At 40.6% G+C, this 18,684-nt stretch carries 20 protein-coding genes; 7 read left to right on the top strand and 13 right to left on the bottom strand.

Features of this window, described 5'->3' with window-relative positions; genetic code table 11:
* Positions 1-307 precede the first annotated feature (307 nt).
* Together CL181_RS15805 and CL181_RS15800 are read left to right on the top strand one after the other, a co-directional pair.
* Positions 308-1,348, top strand: coding sequence for a hypothetical protein (locus CL181_RS15805; RefSeq protein ID WP_097300289.1), 1,041 nt, complete (start codon positions 308-310; stop codon positions 1,346-1,348).
* A 290-nt stretch (positions 1,349-1,638) separates the two neighbouring features.
* Positions 1,639-3,924 (top strand): hypothetical protein, encoded by a 2,286-nt coding sequence (locus CL181_RS15800; protein WP_097300288.1) that lies wholly within the window; start codon positions 1,639-1,641, stop codon positions 3,922-3,924.
* Between the two features lie 69 nt (positions 3,925-3,993).
* Here CL181_RS15800 and CL181_RS15795 read toward each other — a convergent pair whose 3' ends face one another.
* The 7 genes from CL181_RS15795 to CL181_RS15770 form a co-directional block, all read right to left on the bottom strand.
* Positions 3,994-4,311: a hypothetical protein gene (locus tag CL181_RS15795; protein ID WP_097300287.1), complete on the bottom strand. Its 318-nt coding sequence runs from the start codon at positions 4,309-4,311 to the stop codon at positions 3,994-3,996.
* Positions 4,304-4,456 (bottom strand): hypothetical protein, encoded by a 153-nt coding sequence (locus tag CL181_RS20610; protein WP_176505270.1) that lies wholly within the window; start codon positions 4,454-4,456, stop codon positions 4,304-4,306. Before CL181_RS20610 ends, CL181_RS15795 begins: the two co-directional genes overlap by 8 nt.
* Positions 4,457-4,750: 294 nt before the next feature.
* Positions 4,751-5,011, bottom strand: coding sequence for a hypothetical protein (locus CL181_RS19850; RefSeq protein WP_141398944.1), 261 nt, complete (start codon positions 5,009-5,011; stop codon positions 4,751-4,753).
* A gap of 611 nt (positions 5,012-5,622) precedes the next feature.
* Positions 5,623-8,862, bottom strand: coding sequence for a hypothetical protein (locus CL181_RS15785; protein WP_097300285.1), 3,240 nt, complete (start codon positions 8,860-8,862; stop codon positions 5,623-5,625).
* A gap of 20 nt (positions 8,863-8,882) precedes the next feature.
* Positions 8,883-9,794 carry a hypothetical protein gene (locus CL181_RS15780; protein ID WP_141398943.1) on the bottom strand — a complete coding sequence of 304 codons (912 nt, stop codon included), beginning with the start codon at positions 9,792-9,794 and terminating at the stop codon, positions 8,883-8,885.
* A 15-nt stretch (positions 9,795-9,809) separates the two neighbouring features.
* Entirely contained in the window at positions 9,810-10,700 is an 891-nt protein-coding gene (locus CL181_RS15775) for a hypothetical protein (RefSeq protein WP_097300283.1), read from the bottom strand.
* A gap of 17 nt (positions 10,701-10,717) precedes the next feature.
* Complete coding sequence (locus CL181_RS15770; RefSeq protein WP_097300282.1) at positions 10,718-11,071, bottom strand: hypothetical protein; 354 nt, start codon at positions 11,069-11,071, stop codon at positions 10,718-10,720.
* Between the two features lie 111 nt (positions 11,072-11,182).
* On the opposite strand from CL181_RS15770, the gene CL181_RS15765 reads away from it, so the two are divergent.
* Both CL181_RS15765 and CL181_RS15760 read left to right on the top strand, forming a co-directional pair.
* Positions 11,183-11,374 (top strand): hypothetical protein, encoded by a 192-nt coding sequence (locus CL181_RS15765; RefSeq protein ID WP_097300281.1) that lies wholly within the window; start codon positions 11,183-11,185, stop codon positions 11,372-11,374.
* On the top strand, positions 11,371-11,676 hold the full coding sequence (locus tag CL181_RS15760; protein ID WP_097300280.1) for a hypothetical protein: 306 nt from the start codon (positions 11,371-11,373) through the stop codon (positions 11,674-11,676). Before CL181_RS15765 ends, CL181_RS15760 begins: the two co-directional genes overlap by 4 nt.
* Before the next feature lie 290 nt (positions 11,677-11,966).
* On the opposite strand, the gene CL181_RS15755 is transcribed toward CL181_RS15760, so the two are convergent.
* The 4 genes from CL181_RS15755 to CL181_RS15745 form a co-directional block, all read right to left on the bottom strand.
* The gene (locus CL181_RS15755; RefSeq protein WP_097300279.1) at positions 11,967-13,694 is read right to left on the bottom strand and encodes a bifunctional DNA primase/polymerase; all 1,728 of its coding nucleotides are present in this window, start codon (positions 13,692-13,694) and stop codon (positions 11,967-11,969) included.
* A 163-nt stretch (positions 13,695-13,857) separates the two neighbouring features.
* A complete protein-coding gene (locus tag CL181_RS20605) occupies positions 13,858-14,007 on the bottom strand; it encodes a hypothetical protein (protein WP_176505269.1) in 150 nt (49 codons plus the stop codon).
* 12 nt (positions 14,008-14,019) lie between these two features.
* The gene (locus CL181_RS15750; protein ID WP_097300278.1) at positions 14,020-14,262 is read right to left on the bottom strand and encodes a hypothetical protein; all 243 of its coding nucleotides are present in this window, start codon (positions 14,260-14,262) and stop codon (positions 14,020-14,022) included.
* Positions 14,263-14,846: 584 nt separating this feature from the next.
* Positions 14,847-15,536, bottom strand: coding sequence for a TIGR04283 family arsenosugar biosynthesis glycosyltransferase (locus CL181_RS15745; protein WP_097300277.1), 690 nt, complete (start codon positions 15,534-15,536; stop codon positions 14,847-14,849).
* A gap of 197 nt (positions 15,537-15,733) precedes the next feature.
* Here CL181_RS15745 and CL181_RS15740 point away from each other — a divergent pair, with 197 nt between their 5' ends.
* The 3 genes from CL181_RS15740 (at position 15,734) to CL181_RS15730 (ending at position 16,983) form a co-directional block, all read left to right on the top strand.
* Positions 15,734-16,387, top strand: a complete 654-nt coding sequence (locus CL181_RS15740) for a hypothetical protein (RefSeq protein ID WP_097300276.1) — start codon at positions 15,734-15,736, stop codon at positions 16,385-16,387.
* Between the two features lie 78 nt (positions 16,388-16,465).
* Entirely contained in the window at positions 16,466-16,690 is a 225-nt protein-coding gene (locus CL181_RS15735) for a hypothetical protein (protein ID WP_097300275.1), read from the top strand.
* 5 nt (positions 16,691-16,695) lie between these two features.
* Entirely contained in the window at positions 16,696-16,983 is a 288-nt protein-coding gene (locus tag CL181_RS15730; protein WP_097300274.1) for a type II toxin-antitoxin system RelE/ParE family toxin, read from the top strand.
* A 735-nt stretch (positions 16,984-17,718) separates the two neighbouring features.
* Here the strand turns inward: CL181_RS15730 and CL181_RS15725 are convergent.
* Together CL181_RS15725 and CL181_RS20600 are read right to left on the bottom strand one after the other, a co-directional pair.
* Positions 17,719-18,099 (bottom strand): hypothetical protein, encoded by a 381-nt coding sequence (locus tag CL181_RS15725; RefSeq protein WP_097300273.1) that lies wholly within the window; start codon positions 18,097-18,099, stop codon positions 17,719-17,721.
* A gap of 215 nt (positions 18,100-18,314) precedes the next feature.
* A partial coding sequence (locus CL181_RS20600; protein WP_176505268.1) for a hypothetical protein occupies positions 18,315-18,684 on the bottom strand: 370 nt, incomplete at its 5' end.

The raw sequence follows: 18,684 nt of genomic DNA, 5'->3' as shown, positions 1-18,684 counted from the left end.
CCATTCATGGTGCACCCTGAAAAGCACTATTTTAAAAAAGCGTGGGGTTCATAAAAACAATTTTGCAATAAAACAAAGGAAAGACGCGATTATGCGCAGTTCGCATTATCGCTCAACCTCCCAATTTAACTATCGCGCACGTTGTCCGGCGCGATTGTTAATTTGGCGCCCTGGTTTGCGACTGAAAGATGTTAAGTGTTCTTATGCTCTCGAAAGTCGATGGGAGTCCATCTAATCCACATATTGCCTTCACTTCCAAAAATTATTACAGATAAATTATTTATAAATAAGTGTATATCAAGTACCTATGGGCTGGTATGGTTTAGAAGCATTCGATTTGGCGATCAAACGGACAAAGAAAACTCTCATCGAGCCGTTCGTTTTCTGGAAATGGATAAGGCTCGGGATTATTGCAATCTTTATCGGCGGAGCTGGTATGGGATTCCCGAACTTCAACTTACCGGCAAGCTGGCAGACTGAGTCCCGGAAGATGGATATACCTTCAATCCAGGAGATATTCGGCAAAATGACACAGTTCTGGCATCAGTACCAGACCTATATTTTGATAGGTCTTGCTTTTATCATTTTCATGATACTGCTGTTCACTCTATTATCCAGTGTTATGGAATTCGTATTTGTAGAATCCCTGGTTACGAATAGCGTTACCATCAGGGCATACTTCAGGAAATACCTGCGTCCCGGATTTAATCTGTTCATAGTAAGGATAATCCTGGGGATAATTTTCCTATCGTTATTTCTTCTGGTAATGATACCGGTGTTCAGGCAGCTCCTGTCAGGCACTATTACTCCAGGACTGATCCTGCGCAGCATTGTGTGGTTTTTTGGCATAATTCTTATACTCGCAGTGCTCAGCGGGATCACAAGTTCAATCATAAGTCTTGCTATACCCATGGTGATGTATCAGGAAGTGGGCATAATAACGGCTATAAGAAAGATCCTGGGGAGATTCAAAGAAGACTGGAGACAGATCGCGGTCTATTGGGTGGTCAGGTTTTTTGCCTGGGCAGCCGGAGCAATTGTAGTAGGTTTGGCGGCGCTGATACTTTTGATATTAATATTGCTTATTCTTCTTATACCAGCTTTGATATTATATTTCATATTATCAGCCCTGGGAGGGAGTTTCTTATTCTGGGCATTGATGATACCCTATGGGCTGATCGCCCTGGTGGTATCGATAATACTTCTGTTGATAGTATCCGTACCTTTGCCCGTTTTCATGAAATATCATCTCCTCACTTTCATGCAGAGGTGGTACCCTGATGTCAGGATCCCTCTCGCTGATCCGGTTGGTAAGGGAGTGCAGTCCTCGGATGTAGTATCTGCCTGATATCATGCTCAAGCTGCTCTTTTATGCCATCGCTGAAAATCACAACAAAAAAGATGCTAAATAACACCATGAGGATGCCATAAGAATGTGTTAATTATGAATTATTGGAATAATAACATGATTAAATTTCGAACAATTTCGCATCTTTTGAAAATTTTCATATTACCGGAAGTAACAAGTTCGAGATCAATACCGATGGCTGGGTTGAGGTATAGGTAACAGTTTTAATATCAAGAGAACCATTTGAGCTTTAATCTAAAATATATTTTAAAAAGTTCTGATGCATTAACATGATTCTGACTCCTCTTCTACCACGATATAAGACTCGCATTAATGTCCGTCCGATTAAGTATGCCTACTTTGTTAAAGAAGACGATGTTGAAAACCTCAATAACATCTTGCGAATATCATGCACTCAATGGGGTGGAATCCGAAATTTGATTATACCTGTCAAAGCCGATCTCACCATAGCACCGTTATTTGAAGGTTTATTGAAATACCATGAACCTGATAGGTTTGTCGGCTTCTTAAGCATAAAAGCAGGTAATATGGAGGATCACAATAAATTTCAGAGATATCTTTCTGGCCTATGGCCTCATCGATTATTCATTCTTCAGAGAGGACACTTATTCCTGAGTCGTGACGAAACAGCCCACGTTCTAAGTGTAGTTTCAGACGATGATTTGCACAAACATGAACTGATTGAGCACGACTTCACTTGGCTTTTATCTGATTATGAGGTGCTATCAGCACTATTTGGTGTAATCCTTCCGGAAAATCAAAAAGATTACGCAGAGATAATAAAGTCTAAAAAACAACTAATCGGAATCGAAGATGATAAATTTTGGGAAAGCCAATTTGAAAACTCACCATTTAGTTCAGTATTGAACCTTACCAGCTATAGCGTTTCGCCATACAGAGCAACTGGCATTTTTGAATCTAACCATTTTGATATTATTTTGGTAAATTCGATCAGTAGCTTATGTATGTTCTGGAATTTTAGGGCTACGAGAGATTCTGAACAATTCCGAAAAGATATGGGTCAACGTACACTACTCTTGCCTGAAAAACTCCTAGATAATAAACAAGCTCTTCAAAAAATGATCTCTTTCATTCGATCAAAACTTCCTTATCCAAACGTCTCCACGAATTTACATCTTCGTTTTTGTGTTTGGGATGACGATGATATAGAAAGATTGAAAATCGCCATCAGCAGACTGGATGGATTAGAGGAGTTTTCCGATGATAAAATCCGAATTTCAACGTTTTGGATCAAAAACGAGACTAAATTAGAAGATTTTTCAGAAAAATCCATTAAATACAAAATTGCACTTCCGGATCACTCGGAATCATACTTAGAAGGGATTGGCCATCAAGTAGCGGTGAACAGTGAACTTGTCTATGGCCGAAACGAAGTTTTCTTCAATCCACCTCCTGGATTTAGGAATCGGTTCCGTGGTTTGACGGTTATAGATATAGAGTGTGATGTCTTGTCCAGATATCCCAAAGAGCATCGCATTGCTGAGAAAATAAAAATGTATAGCTGGTTTTCACGATATGGCATCAGTTTCGTTGGTCAAACAGTAGATCAGGGTCACTACATTGATTTTGACTTGCCCAAAGAGTGGGAAACGCTGAAAATATTTTTCGGATCTCGTGGGTATGACATTCGCCTGTCGAAACCTGGTAAATATGCCGATGCCCTTATCGAGTTGGTCGGGGGACATAATCATATTAATATCCTTGCAACAAAGCCTGCTTATCTTCTTTTGGACACATTGGCTCTCAAGAGCACCAAGAAGCTTGCACAGCGTATTGTAGGGCAAATTCAAGAATCCGGAATTCAAATAGATGCCAACCTTTCCGAAATGATTCAGCCATTGCTGGAAGATGTCGATGTCGTGCCTGAACTGAAAAGGATTCCAAAGACATATACTCAGCTAAAAGATGGTTCTTTACAGCCATATAAAGAAGGGCTGCTCAGACTACTCACTCAACTTTCAGAGAAGCAGATCATCAAGCGCGGATTCTATTTATCCTGCGAGAATTGTGGTACACCGTCATGGCATCCATTGCAGACTATTAAGGAAACTGTAAGCTGTCCAGGTTGTTCCGCCCAGTTTCCACTACCCGTGGAGTATCCTCTGGGAAGTGAGATTCGGTGGGAGTACACATTGAACACACTTGTGAATCGCGTAATGGATCAGGATGTATTGCCATCTGTTTTGGCGTTGTATCATTTAACAAAGGACAAAAACGCTTGTTGTATTGTACCTGGCTTAGAACTTCTCCAGTCCAACGAAGTGAAAGCTGAGCTTGACTTTATTTTTATTTCAAATCATGAGATATATGCTGGAGAATGTAAAGCGGGTAAAGAAATAGCTGAGAAGGATATAGCTACAGCACGATTGGCTGCTGATCTTGGTATAAATCAATTTTATTATTGCACAGTTAACCGGTTCAACGATACAACCAAAGAACGAATAGAAGAACTCAAAAGTGAATTAGAGTCCAAAAATATCTTAATGAGTTTGGCTTTGTTGAACGGTGAAGATCTCATAGGTGATTCCGTCTGATAAAATGTTTAAAATATCTAAATGGATTCCAGCAGGGAATTTGTGGCTCATAGTCTCACAATGCTATTTTCATAAAAACCTCTCTGGAAGGCTAAAAGAATAGACAGGTATTACCCTGACCTCAAATAACCATCCACTGCAGGCACCGAAACTGCGAATCTTCGACCACCAATCATCGAGTGAACCGAATCCACTTAACGATAAGTACTTCGTCAAATCCTCTTTCCCGGTCACTCGCATTAACCTCTTCTTCGTGCAAGGTCCGATCCCCTCAACCTCAACATTACTCAAGGCAGTATATCCTTCCCACGTCCTGACCGTATAAACGATCTTATTTTTTGCCAGGCATTCCTTAACGCACTTTACATCAAACCTCATTTTATTCATAACAACCTCCAAGAACGGTTTGATCCCGGTCAAAAAGGTGAGCCGGGCAGCCACAGTTATCACATTTGTTCAAGTCATTCAACAGCAGAGCAGGCATCAGTTCTTTGCACTCCGGACATTCTAACCTTCTTTCGTTGTTTTCCATAATAACCTCCGGCAGGGAGACGCCGCCTCAACCTGCGCACGTTCTTGTGGAGACCGGCTGAGGGAGTGATGGTTTGTCGCCGCAGCGATTTTGAGGGGCAGCCCGTAGGGGAGGCTCAAAACCCCCTGGGGCAAACCTTCACCCCTCAGACGGAGGGTAATCGTGTGCAGGGGGAGGCAGAAAAACAAGGCGGGCACAGTTATAGATACCCCATGCAAGAGAAGGGGAATTTACCCGGAAATATCTGCGGCTTCGATTTTGCCAATGCGGATGAGTACTTTGGTTATGACGATTCTAGCGCTCAACCTCGCGCCGGTCATGCTCCAGAATGTTTCTTAACTCGCTGTCCACTTTTTGGGGTGCAGTCCAGGCATATAGACACACGATTATGACAAGAAGTAAAAATGAAATCGGTCGATACAGATAGCGCCTGCAGTCTCCCTGAATTGCCCTGCCCCTCATTAATCGAAAAGAGTTTGGGAATACTTCTTTAATTATGGGGGCTTCAGCTATGCATCTTAGAAACCAGTGTACTGCACCTATACTCCGGCTCAAGCGCAGTGCCTCCTGGGCATCTATGCAATGACACAACGGGTTTATCTGAATAATGCAGAGAATAGTATTCTTATTGCCAAAACGTAATGATTACTGCTTCAGTGCCATTATCAACTTAGAGCGGATATATCGGTAATCAAATGCATTCCCACATCGACTTCATGTGCCATATTTATTAATGATTATTTATGGTAATTGATATGATATTAGTTAATGTTTATAGAATGTAATTGAATGGCCTTTCATGAAATGATATTAGTCCCAGGGGGTGAGGCCTAATAAATAAGTACATCTTGCTAATCTCCCTTATTAGCGCTCCTTTTTTGATAATAAGAGGAAATAACAGCGCCGATTTCCTTCAAACTGTTCTGTTTTACAATCATCTGTTCTTTATATACTCAGATATATTCCGTGATGTAATGCGCCAATTTTTAACTATAAAAAACAGACGACAGCTCTTGTTATTTCTGTTTTTTTTATTTTTCCATGACCTTTCCAACAAATATATCTATTCCATCAAATGCCATTGCGCCTAAGGATAGTGATAAATTATATTGATATATGTGGATACAAGTTAAAAATAACAGACGTTAGCTATTGTTTTTTCAGTTTCATTTCTTATCTTCAATATCTTCCTTTTCCAGGCTTGTTTCTCCGAGGAGTTCCTTGATCTTCCCTTCGAGTTTAGTACCTCGTGGGATAACGATTTCATTTGTCCCTATCGCTCGTTCTATTTCCTTGGAACTCTGAATATTCCCTACGAAAAATAAACGACCGTATTTGCTTTCACCGTTTTTCCTTTTTTCGGTCAGTATCTTTGGATCATTTGACCCGGGCGTCTGGTATTCAAATGCCACCGGCCCGTCTGGCATCCAGGCCACCACGTCCGCATCGTTATAATGGTTAACTTCCACTTTTAGATCCTTTATGATGAAACACGCTGCTATCTGGAGTACGTTCAAAAAATGCTCCTTACTCTGGTTCAAAATGAGTCCGTTATTTAACTTCTCTTTCTCAATATATGCAAATACCTTTCCGCTTCCTACCGTGCGCTGAGTCCATTCCATTAGCCTCTCAGTTCGGAGTAATGTCGTATCGCCGTTTATCCAGTCAGCCATTATCACCCCCTGCTCTTTTGCGAAGGATTCCAGGTCAGGGTGAACGAAAGTATAAGCAACCTGTCGCTCCTGTTTTCCGAACAATATCTGCGCCTCGAGGTCTGATGCCACTCTCTGCATATGATATGTCGTTGCGTAAGGCCATCCGACTGAAACCGCGCACATACCGGGTTTTGAGCAGGATATCAGGAACTGTTCATCACTGTTTGAGAGCTTGAAGAACCTTACCACATCATCAATACTTTTGCCGATGTTCAGCCCGTATATCTCAGAGATGAAAATGTTTGCCCTCAATTCAGGACCGATGCTTGAGAGGTCGGCTAGCTGCTGTGACCCGATTATGATCCTGACACCATAGCTTCCTGCCTGTTTCAGCATCAGCGAAAATTCATCCTGAAGCCTTGTATTCTTCAGGAAAACCCCGGCCTCGTCTATCATTATGGTCGTTTTCTTCTTAGATCTAACATTGAATCTCAGTGCAAGGATAGCTGTGAGAAGATAGTTCATGGCTTCCTGTGTGTCTGTTGGAATAGCGGACAGGTCAATTACTGTATATTGTTTTGTAAGATCCACGTTCGTGGGATTTGAAAGCCATCTCAGTGTGTTCCTGAGAGAGGAAGTCCTGCTGTGCACCGCCTCTATGGTCGCATCGTTCGTGTATCTCTTCTTATCCCTCTCCCACAGATCATATAGATCAAGAAGTGTGGGCTGTTTCTCCTGTTTCCAGGTTTTCATGTCTTCCGGATTGATCCTGAATTTTGCATACAGCTCTATCAGGGTCTCGCCTATGTAGGTCATTTGCTTATGTGTCCTGTCCCCCCCAGTTAAAAGGTTCAGGAAGAACTTTACCATGTTAACATGCCCATAGAACTTTGATACCGGGTCAAACTTAACATTCTCGTTGAATATTATTTCAAGTGGATTAATATTATATCTTGTAATGCCGTCCGGCTGTCTTCCCAGGTTTATGATCTGGCTGACATCGTTGAAAAACTCTGCTACAGCCAGGTAATTAGTCGTCTGGTCAGGTTTGTTCGTTATATAGATCGCATCATCACCGTTCAGGATGGTCCTTATGCCTGTTATTGCCATGGCTGTGGTCTTCCCTGATCTTGTAGGCCCGATCATCAGCGTATGGCTCGCTCCAAGCTTATCAAGATCTATTATGATCTCCTGGTTAGTGTGAATGTCATTCCCGAAATATACACCGGACTCTGATACGATGTTATTGGGACCGTTCACTAGCGGAATGATCCTCGCAAGTCCGGAGGTGGGGAGCCAGACTGATATTTTCTCATCGTAAAATGGCAAGAACTGGGTGCATTGTATGGTATTCAGGATTCTGTTATTCGGCACCAGGTTCATTATGTTGTTCGCACTCAGGATAGCCCGTACTTTTGATATTCCTGCGAGCAAAGTTTCGTATGATTGTGAATAGACAGTGATGATATAGTTCACATCAAACATGCTTTCTTTTCCATCTTTTATCTGCGCGTATAACGCCCTGAGATCTTCCTGGTCCAATCCCATATCAAAGCGGGCGGTCTGGTTGTTCTGGAGCGATTGTTCGTTTCCTGTGAGCGTGTTCATCGCTTTCTTTATTTCAAGAAGCGCTCTTGGAGAGTCTATGGGGTATATTGACTGGTCTATCCTGATTACGTGTTCCTCGCTTGCCGAAAGTCTGTATATCTGGGTCAGTATCTCCGGCGACAGCGTCGGGGGGAACCCGCTGACTCCCCCGACGGGAATTCCCACTACTATACAGGAAATGTACTCTGTATTATTGACCAATAGATGGTCTACATTTTCTATTATTGAACCCTGCATTATCTGGCGCTGAATGTTTCTCCAGACTGACTTCTCTCCATGCAGAGCTGCCATCCTGTTTGCATGTACCTGATGACTTGTATTATCGTTTGCGAATATATTGTAGATCATACCTGGTTTTGTTATGATTGCAGCTGTCGTATGAGCTGCCTGTAATCTGTTCAGCACCCCGGGCAGTAGCGCCATCATAAATGTATCAATCTCTTTGTGTGGAGACGATACCCCTATGAAGAGCTTGATATTCCAGTTCGTAGTCTTTGGTGTTCTTGAGGACAGATCGTGCAAAGAATATAATAGGGCTTTTTCATTATGCGACTTGGGCTTGTTTATCTGCTCCATTACCATTTTCTCTACCGGGTTTATGTATGGTATCTGGGAGCTTGCGCGTACTTTCAATAGTATCTTTGGCTGAATTGAGTTAAGGAATCCACAAAGCCTTGCTATATTCAGAGACAGCTCCTCGTCATCTAACCAGCGAGTGTCGCATCCTATTATAACACCGAATCTGTTATTTCCGAAATCTATTATCCCGTTTTTGGATATTCCTTTTATCGAAAACGCATAAAGCTCGGATACTTGCTTGTCCGGGCTTATTATGCTCGAATAGTTGTTCATTCCCCTCATCTTTCGTATCTTGTGCCTGAACATTATCTTTGACTCTACAAGCACTTCATGTGTCCTGGCATACTTCCAGAACAATCCCCATATGAGTATCAGGGCCAGTATATTCAATAACAATGCTATTATTCCATGCCCTGTGCCTATTATTATTGTTGTCAGGATAGCGCACACAAACATTACCTTTACCTGATCCCATGACAGCTCTATGGGTCCTAATTGCAGCTTTTCAATGATGTATCTCGGAGGCAGGGGGATTATTATTTTATGTGGTTGCTGCTCGGTCAATTTAAAATACCTCCCAAATATTATCTCCTCCCCTGTCCATACAGGGACCTGCTTACTATTAAGTACTTTAACGGACCGATGAACGGGGCTAGTATCGGATACAGGATGCATGCTGTAGTGAATATGAATGCGACAAGCACAATGATAAAATATATTCCCAGGCTGGTATTAATCGGGTATGGAAGCCCACTCATTATGCTGGTTCCTCCTACAAGTATCATGCACATAATAAATCTTGAGAACAGCATCACTGCCCCATAGGAGAATAGCATGGCTGCAAATCTCCTTGTTGGGGGGAAGAGCGCCGCTGCGGCTATTAATAGGAAGAAAGCTGATACCAGGCCTACAATCAGGTATCTTACATAAAGGGCTATGATCAAAGCTACATTTATTATCGAGAACGAAAGATAATCAAGCGCCCCTGTCGGCACATAAGCAATCAGATCCATTGTTTGAAGGTATGCTGATTTGGTTAGAACCCATTCTAGGGAGAATAACCACTGTAATCCGAAAAGGTAGAACGCCCATACTAAAGGAGCGAAAATTGCTATCTCAATATATTGGTTCCTCCAGCTGCCATTATCATTCCCGAAGGAGCTGTTTTCTGCGGCTTCTCGCATTACTCCGATTCCGCCCACTAACAGGAATATTATGTAAAATACGAAATACCAGAACGCGGTAAAATCTTTCATTTTCTGAACCCCGGGATTCACTAAAAATTCATTCTTTTGATACATCATACTTGTCAGCAAAGTTGACGCGTTAGTGCTGTTTGTCCCAACTGATGAATACAGGTTATCGGCTTGGTTCTCTAGTATCTTATCGAACCCTTTTGCAATCAGGTCGGGGATTACTTGAATAACCGGATCACTCGGGATGGCTACACTTACGATCGCAGTGTGTAACATAGCCAAACACAGTACCAATATCATTAAACCTCGTCTCATTTACGACCCCGAAGATTTATACATAATAAAAATCCCTGCGAAGAATATTAGAACCACATATAAAACAGACCACACGCCCGGTTCTATGTTTGTTTCTTTGTTTTCATGAAACACCATCCTGCTACTGTAATCGATATCAGGCGCTTTTCCATATGGGGTATCAAAAGAAATGTCTTTTATCTCATCATCCCCCATTATTGGATCATCCCTCCAATGGTATATCCCGGAACCTGTTCTTTCCCACACAGATAAAGGCGTCAGATTCATAAAGAAAATCCCCTTTGGTGTTGTCTCTATCTTCCCGATCTTTCTGCGGTGCAGTACTGAACCGTTCCCTGTTGTGACCCTGTATGAGATGATCCCTTCGTCCATGCCCTCGAACTTGATAATTTCCTTGGGAACAACCCCTTTATACTGCTCGATTGTTATATTTTGTTTAGTCGGGAATTTGAACTGTAATGGAGATTTTGCTGAAACTGAAAATATCGCATATTCGGTTTTATATACAGTATATTGCAAGCATCCTTTATCATCGCAATTTGTGAAGATCTGTGCCCATTGCAAATCAATATTGTTCTGGGCAATAGTCATCGAGCCGCTGTCTCTCATAGTTACATGATTCTCTATTTTCACAACATAGCACGAGTCACAATTCTGGAGATTCGTCCATGTATCATATTGCACTATAGCATAATCCGCAGGACTGCCAGGTATGTAATCAGTTCCATTATCCCGCATCATCTGCCTGAATCCCACGATATCTATCCATCCCGTTATATGACCTGAATTCTTGATATTTTTCTCTGGAATTCCTGTCGAGAGAGGCAGCTCATTGATGCTGTAGATATATGTTTTGTTAATATCCTCAAGTATCCCCGCTTGGCCAGGCATGGAAAAGATTAACGGGATCAATACCAGCCAAAGAATGTGGTGCCAATTTTTATGAGCAATACTATCGCCACCAATGCATACAAGACATGCAGCATTGCATTTTGAGCATGAGATCTTTCTCTGGGGTCTCCCATCGTAGTTGAGTTTGACATAAGCCATATCCCGGCTTTTCCTGTGAAGACTACGTATGATACCAAAGTCACTACAACGAGAGCTCCCAGCACAAAATTGAGCGTATTCTGTACTTCTACACCCTGGACTGCAAGCCAGGCACGTCCCATACCCGGTTGCATCAGATCACTATCATTTGCTGCCGATGCCAGACCTCCCAGCATCATGAATGCCATTAATCCAACTATATAAATTCGCATAAAATTGCGAAATTACCTATTTGTTTATATAATTTCCCCTTAAAATGTCCTCATAATGCAATAATTTATATAAAGTTATAAACTATATAGAAGGATACGGTTGGTTCAAATATGAGGAAAGGATTATCTAAAGAAGATTTACTATTCACATCCGTTAAATATTACTTAAGACCTAACGGAAGCGCAGTTATAAATATACCAAAAGGTTTTGATTTAGGATTAGAACAAGGTGAAGAGCTTGTTGCTAAATGGGATGGCTCCAAGATTGTTCTTGTACCACTTGATAAGGTGAAATTTGAATGAAGATCGAAATAATAATCATTGGAATGCTGGTTGTATCCTTATCTGGATGCGTAAACGCTAACATCTATCCAGGCACGTTTAAGTTAAGTGTTCCTCCTAATCAGACTCTTGAGCTCAGGGATGATGGGACCTATCTTCTCATTCCTGCTGATGTTAAATACACTGAGAAGGGTTCTTATATAAAAAAGGGGCCCAAAATCGAGTTTACGGATGCTCTTGGTTTTACCGAGATTATGACGATCACAGATAAAGGACTTTTAGCGGCTAATGGGAATCTTTGGGTAAGAGTTCCTAAAAGCTAGGAAGAGGCCTTTTGCGAACGGATTTGTAGTAACTTCAAGTGATGTCTCCAGCCCATCAGGTTCCTTACCGCCCCATTTTTTGGCTTCGCTCCATGATATCGAGGAATGTTTTTGCAGGCATCAGTGAGGCCTAATCAATCATCTCCACAATTTTTTCGTAATTGGTTGGCTCATTCTACTCCCCCGCAAACCTGTCTTCTTGAAAGTCTCCTGTAATGTATTGCCAGATACTTCATTCCCCACCTGTTTTAGATTGCTACCATCAGTTCTTGCAATGTGTGCTTGCCTACCTATATGTCGCTGATGGCTGCAAAGTTATCAACCACAGTCATAAAATCTTCTTTTGTTGCAAGTATCGCACCGTCAACATCTCTCTGCCTCTGATATTTGTTTATTAGTGCGGTTGCCAGTAGAAGCTCGAAAATCATATTCTGCCTATCGGTGCTAAAACTATCCTGGAACTTGATATTGAAATTAAAAACGACCTTTTCTTTTTTCGATTTGAGCTCATTGAATATCGCTCGGCATATCTTGACTTCTGGATAATCTTCAGGATACTTCTCCTCACATTTTTGCCTTCTCTTCAGCAATCTGTTTGAAATGGTCTTTGATCTCTGCTCATTAACCTCCATCACGATCTTCAGACAGCTTCTTTCTACTTCCACATTACCCATATCGGCAACAGATGTGAACCACCATGTCAGTCTGGGAGGAACTTTCAGGATCTCACTTTTGCACTGGTAGTTAACAGTCGCAAGCTCTATCTGTTCCTGGAAATCACTGACGCTGTTCTTGAATATCATCTTGAAGTCTTCAGACATTTGAATATTATCTGAAAAAAAGATCATGTCCGGTTGAATAGAATCAGAATAAAATATCGCTTTATCGCTCAAATTTCTCCTGATCCACCATTTAGCTGGAATGAGATGCAGCATTGACCTACATGCATGCGATTTCCCTCCTCCCGAAATTCCATTGAAGTTTATTGATAATCCATCGCCTGCAACTATACTGCTACACACTGAACTACATAATAGAACATAACCAAATTGCCTGTCTCCCGAATGGAACTTGTTCCAGGTATCTAATATATATCCGATTGGATCACCCCTGGTCATTATTTCGAATGCCTTTTTCGTTGTTTCGATATCTATGAAATCCTTATCATGGATCTTTTTAGAACAGGTCTTGCATAATTCCAATACTTCAGGGAAATTCTCCCGGATTGTAATGCATTTCCACCTTTTCCTTTCATCAATCCCTTTCCACTCGCTGTTTGTTCTTATGGGATTGTAGTTATCACCGTATACCTTCTTTGCGTACAACCTGAACTCTTCAAGCGTCACATGTTCGGATTTTAACTCCGTTGCAGTCGCGAGCATCAATCTTCGTCCTTCTTTTCCGTGCATGGCATCGGGTGACTGATTCACCACCCACTTGAAGCATGTACGGCAGCCTTTGATCTTCTCATCAAACTTCTTTAGGAGCTTGAGGGTTTCAATGACTGTCTCTGGTAATTCTGGAAGCTCGAATGTTTCCAGATCTGCTCCTTCCGGTAGCTGCCATTTATATTGTTGACCTTCTTTGTGGACTGAAGGGGGAACAACTACCTGATTACGGTCACCCAATATCTCAATCCCGAAATCGTGGAACTTCCAATTCCCGATTTTATCAGTGTACTTGAAATAAATATGACCTCTTCCTGTTGTTCTTCTTGCCCTCAATGTATTCTCAAGAATCTTTTGCTCTGGAGGGAAAAGGACATCAACCCAATCAAACTTATCGAGGTCAATTACAATTATCCCGCTCTCAATGCCCAGGACAAGTCCCGCATTATTATCAGTTTTCTCAAACCACTCTTTTAACTCTGTTACTGTAGCCTTCTTGCGTTTCTGCCAGCTATTTAAAAGAGGCCTCTTCCCAGGACTTTGGCCAATATCTTTTGGACCTGCAAGTGGATGTATCACCCACCCCTTTTTGGTGAGCTTGATAGCCTCGTTTAAAAGTTCTATTCCCAAATTATCACCATAGAGTCCGGAGTATTCGTATTTTTTGGATTGTTATACCGCTAGCTCTTCATTCTCCTGCATCTTTGATTCCGAATTAACCTAGGAGAACGGCATCTGAGCAGATGCAAGAAAAAGGCAAGTGTTCTATTATTGTCATTCAGTCAATTCATTTCTATTTCGAAGTAGCTGGCCTGTCTTTAGTTTCAGCTATTTCTTTTACTGCTCTGAACATTTCGTCATCTCTCGCCAGAACATCGATGATTGGTTTGTGCCTGTTATAGAATTCATTAAGCAAACACAATTGTTTAGAAGATTCTTGCATACCCATCTCCTTTTATTTAACAAACCTGGTAGCAAAATTCTGTATTTCTCTATCTCCATAAACTGCGTGCTCGCATAGAAAACTTATGATGTGCCTGATCTTGGGTCCTTCTCCTTTTTTCCCAATTGTCGGTTTTACTCCAGCCAGGGCAGCCATCGTTTTATAGGTTTCAGTAATCATTTTGTAAAGTTCCCTAATATATTCGTGATCTTCCAGCTTTACGCAGACAACTTTTCTTTCCACATTTTTTTCCATTGGATTATCCTCCTTTTATTGCCGCAGTGTGCGGTTTTTGTTCTTCAATCGAACAAAAGGTTTTTGCATTCGCAAACCTTGAATACTTCAGAGCACGTCGGGGACGGTAGTGCGTCACCTTTGGCGTCTGCCTGATGTTTTTATGCGGTTCTGAGAAAGCCGCACTGATTATCCTCCAGGCAGACACACGCGCTCCAAAATTATTTAATTAAAAAATTGGTTAATATTTCTGAGGTAAGTGCTGGTGAAAGTGCAACTTTTTTTGGAGTCAAAAAATTGACAAACACTTAAGTGATAATATTGATATTAATATGATATGCCAATATTTTTAGTAAATTGTTAACTGGAATAAAAGTCTAAGCAAACAAATATGAACCGCAGATACGAGGAAGATACTGAGATTTTGTCTAAGAACAAAATAAATAAGTAGGCACTACATAGACGTTAAACAAAAATTAGTACGTCCGGCCCGGACGTTAAAGGTAAGTATGAAGTCTTATCCAGCCAAGTCAAATTACCTTGGCTGGATAAAATGCTATTTTTTTGATCTGATAAATAAAGAAAATCGAAGTTAAATATATTTATCATTTGTCAGCGATATATCTATAAAGGAAACGGGGCCGGAATCCCACGATATTAAAAAGGCAGGCAAGATTAAAAACTATAGTGAGCTTGATCCTTCCGTGACTTAAATATCGCCTTGGGGAGGTAAATATATAACGGTCTATCTGCACAAGCTTGCCACATTTCTTTGCCTTTTTGCAGAGTTCAACATCTTCGAGAAAAGGTATATTTTCATAACAACCTATCTTTTCAAAGGTATCTTTTCTCAGGAATATCCCATAATCCCCAAAGAATGTCCTGGTCAGGCTTACCCGCAAATTCCCAAAGGCACTGCTGAATTTCAAGAAAAAATCTGCATCAAAAAAAGCCTGTCTGAAACCTCCCCCAATTACACCCTTTCCGATTTCTTTTTCAATAAGTTCCAGGGAATCTTTTTGTATAAAACAATCTACATGGAGGAATAGCAGAATATCACCGTGTGCCACCTGTGCACCTTTATTCATCTGGATCGCTCTCCCCCTGGGAGCGCTTAGCAGTCTTAATTTTCCCTGAAATTCATTTCTGCAATTTTCCACTTCATTTAATGTCCCGTCTTTACTTCCGCCGTCTACCAGTATCAGTTCAAAGTCGCCCTTCACCTTATTCAAATGAATGAGAAAAGGCTTTACATAACCTTCCTCGTTAAGGATCGGAGTGATTATTGATATCATAAACTTTCAAATTATTTTTTTCATTATTTAGTCGCTTAGCGTTAAATAACCCGATAGGAATTCATAGATTAATTGAACGCTCACCGCAAAGGACGCAAAGGGCGCAAAGATTTGCTGCTATCCTTTGCGTTACATATTTAATAGATTAAAAGAAACTTCATATATTTAAAAATTTATATGGTTATTAAGGTGGGAACATGAAACTTGATTTAGATAAATTGATGACATCCGGAACAGGCATTTTCATAATGGGCGTTGCCTGGCTATTATTCTGGCTTGGTCCTGCATTTTTTCTCTTTGTAAAAGATCCCAGGTGGGGACATAATTTCGTTATTCCCATCGTTTTTATGACCGTGGGACTAGCGTCTCATTTCAGGACAATAGCCTCTGGTCTTGTTGCTGTGATCTCAGCTTTTACGGTTACGATCCCCACGCTTCTTGCTTTGTGGTCATGGGAAACTGCATTGATCCTTGCAGTTGTATTTTTCGGGATCGAAATATTTTTTTATTTTGTTGAAAGAAAGATCGGGGAAGTTATTAATCCCGGACCACGGCTGAAAGTATGGCTTAATATACATCTTTTGAACTTTTCATACATCGGGCTGCTTCATATGTCGCTGATCTTTTTTATCAGCAGGTGGTCAAATCCCGGCCCTTATTCAACTTATCTGCCTGCGGAGCATGATATTCCTACTACGATTTTTAATGCCATGCTTTTTGTTCTTGTCCCGCTGGCAGTGATGGAGAGATATGTTCAGACGCTGGGTGGATATGCGGTCACGAAAATTGGTTTTATCTGGTCGGTTTTGATGATAGTGATACCACTTGTTGTTATTAATGTAGTGGGATAATATGAAATTTGCCAGATCTTCTATGGAAAGCGCCATTTCCCATTACTTTTAATATCAATTAAAACAATTGTTTTAATTATGCCAACAACCATTACAATAAATGAAAGAACAAAAGAAAGATTATCGGATTATAAGTTCGGTGATTGGACATTCGATGATGTTCTAAATATGCTTATGAACAAGGTGTCCATTGAAGATGTTAGCGCGGAACATATCAAAGAACATTATCGCCGCCTTGCTGATTTTAAAGGGATTTCAAAAGAAGAATTTAAATCCCGAATAAAAGCTTCAAGTGGAAGTTGAGATAGTTGAGCAGAGACACAACTCCATTTGAAGTTCTCATCGATGAAAGAGTTGAAAAAGATTTGGAAAAAGTCCCAAAGCATGTTGTTGAAAAATTTTTAAAGCTACTTGACGAGTTTGAAAAGAATCCGATTCGACCAAGATCTGGTTTTGATGTAAAGCCCATGGAAGGATATCCAGGTAATACATATCGATTAAGGATTGGCAAGTATAGGGTCCTTTTTGCTGTCGATCACGAGGTTAAGAAAGTCAGGATAACATCAGTCCAGTATAGAGGCGATGCGTATAAATAAGCGTTTGATAAAGGGCGAGCTACCTGATTCACCTGGCGCGCTGTTCCATCAGGGATGTAACTGTACACCAGCGTGGTGGATGAATGGGTGCTCGCTTCTTGGAAACAGATATAATAATTGACCGTTAAGATTGGTAAATTAACAAAATGGGAATAAGTAAGAATACGGGCAGAAAAACGATTTGCTTTAGACGTGCATGGAATAATTTAAGAAAAAAACCGCAGATAAACGCGGATGAACGCAGATTAACTGCTATGCTTTCCGAAAATCATATTGAAATTCCGGTTACAACATAAATTATTTTATTTCATTTATACAATTCTGGCGCGCCCGCTAATCACGATTCGTATCTGCGTTTATCTGCGTCCAGATTACCCTTCTGGAGCGGGAATCCACGTATGCCCCAACAGGCATACGTGTCTGCGCCCTTCCGAGGCGCGACTCGGAATCTGCGGCTAAGTTGCCAGATGCATCGAACTTTTCAAAATCAGCGCGCCCGAAAGAATAGTAATTGCTTCATTTTTATATAAAAACACGGATTCAAAAGGAAATAACGTATCCTGTGAATCTGTGCAGTTTGCAATGCCGCCAAACCCCGATTCATCGGACGCGCCGTCATATCAGGGATGCGGCTGGAAGCTGCACCGAAGGCGGTGAAAGCGAGAATGGGCGACCCTCTTGTCCTGGCTTATTTACCGAAGGGAAATCTTATGAGTATCCCAAGGTATCCATTCCTTATTTTTTGTTTTCCAGGGCAGTTCCGACAGCAATGCTCATTGCCGGGATTGCCAGATACCTTAATCCTATTTGCATGAAATAATCCATTATAGACATCCCTGACATGGGAACCAATATCAATAAGTCCAATACAATATTAATGCCAAACCACACCAATCCTACTATTATTCCTTCTTTTAAATAATCAACATTGATATTTTTAAAATAAGAGATTAATAAGATCGCGGCAGAAAAGGAGCCGACGACAATCATAATAGACTTCAATAAAAAAATATCAATGGTCAATTCTCCTTCCCTGGTATAAAAAAGGATCGAAGCTACAAAAGGTATGAGCCATGCCAAAAAACCATACAAAACATTTCTGACGTATTTATTCATTTGTGTTACCTCATTTTTTCGCTACAGGTTGCCTTTTAATTCATATCCCTTAGTTTATAATTTCATCCATATTTCATTTTTGGGTGACAATCTCTGGCGCACCCAAAAACCGTGACTATATGGACTAAACGGTGTTATCTAATTATATTTTACTGAGGGCCTTATTTATTTTATTAAAAAGATTCCATTACCTTCTTTTGTTCATATATTTGATTCTATTCTTTTTTAAATTTCAGAATATCATTTAGAATCTCTGCTACTGTTTTCGTTACATTTTTATGTTTATTTTCAGCAGCAGCTATTCCAATCCGTTTAAGGCTCAAAATTGACAATTCAATAGTAATGCCCGAATTTTTTATTTTGCTTTTAGCTATTGCTTCTACCATTTCTCTTATAAATCCCAAAATTTCTTCTGTACTTTTTTCAAATTTTTGTTTAGCAGTTAATTCTCCGAGTTCACAAAGAAATATTACTGTATTCAATGATGGCATTTCAAGATCATTCTCAATGAATTTTAAACCAACGTCTCTAAGAGCTTGTCTGAAAATTAGATAAACCTTGAGTAATATATTGTTCGTATATGAA

Origin of the sequence: Candidatus Methanoperedens sp. BLZ2, assembly GCF_002487355.1 — an archaeon.
Lineage (GTDB): Archaea > Halobacteriota > Methanosarcinia > Methanosarcinales > Methanoperedenaceae > Methanoperedens.
Note: the sequence above shows the minus strand (reverse complement) of the source record. Positions and strands in the feature narration are given on the sequence as shown.

What these genes read in the sequence shown, in the direction of transcription:
- CL181_RS15805 (WP_097300289.1), top strand. Translation starts at nt 308, where the DNA reads ATGGGCTGGTATGGTTTAGAAGCATTCGATTTGGCGATCAAACGGACA.
- CL181_RS15800 (WP_097300288.1), top strand. Translation starts at nt 1,639, where the DNA reads ATGATTCTGACTCCTCTTCTACCACGATATAAGACTCGCATTAATGTC.
- CL181_RS15795 (WP_097300287.1), bottom strand. Translation starts at nt 4,311, where the DNA reads ATGAATAAAATGAGGTTTGATGTAAAGTGCGTTAAGGAATGCCTGGCA.
- CL181_RS20610 (WP_176505270.1), bottom strand. Translation starts at nt 4,456, where the DNA reads ATGGAAAACAACGAAAGAAGGTTAGAATGTCCGGAGTGCAAAGAACTG.
- CL181_RS15780 (WP_141398943.1), bottom strand. Translation starts at nt 9,794, where the DNA reads ATGATATTGGTACTGTGTTTGGCTATGTTACACACTGCGATCGTAAGT.
- CL181_RS15775 (WP_097300283.1), bottom strand. Translation starts at nt 10,700, where the DNA reads ATGCCTGGCCAAGCGGGGATACTTGAGGATATTAACAAAACATATATC.
- CL181_RS15770 (WP_097300282.1), bottom strand. Translation starts at nt 11,071, where the DNA reads ATGCGAATTTATATAGTTGGATTAATGGCATTCATGATGCTGGGAGGT.
- CL181_RS15765 (WP_097300281.1), top strand. Translation starts at nt 11,183, where the DNA reads ATGAGGAAAGGATTATCTAAAGAAGATTTACTATTCACATCCGTTAAA.
- CL181_RS15760 (WP_097300280.1), top strand. Translation starts at nt 11,371, where the DNA reads ATGAAGATCGAAATAATAATCATTGGAATGCTGGTTGTATCCTTATCT.
- CL181_RS20605 (WP_176505269.1), bottom strand. Translation starts at nt 14,007, where the DNA reads ATGCAAGAATCTTCTAAACAATTGTGTTTGCTTAATGAATTCTATAAC.
- CL181_RS15750 (WP_097300278.1), bottom strand. Translation starts at nt 14,262, where the DNA reads ATGGAAAAAAATGTGGAAAGAAAAGTTGTCTGCGTAAAGCTGGAAGAT.
- CL181_RS15745 (WP_097300277.1), bottom strand. Translation starts at nt 15,536, where the DNA reads ATGATATCAATAATCACTCCGATCCTTAACGAGGAAGGTTATGTAAAG.
- CL181_RS15740 (WP_097300276.1), top strand. Translation starts at nt 15,734, where the DNA reads ATGAAACTTGATTTAGATAAATTGATGACATCCGGAACAGGCATTTTC.
- CL181_RS15735 (WP_097300275.1), top strand. Translation starts at nt 16,466, where the DNA reads ATGCCAACAACCATTACAATAAATGAAAGAACAAAAGAAAGATTATCG.
- CL181_RS15725 (WP_097300273.1), bottom strand. Translation starts at nt 18,099, where the DNA reads ATGAATAAATACGTCAGAAATGTTTTGTATGGTTTTTTGGCATGGCTC.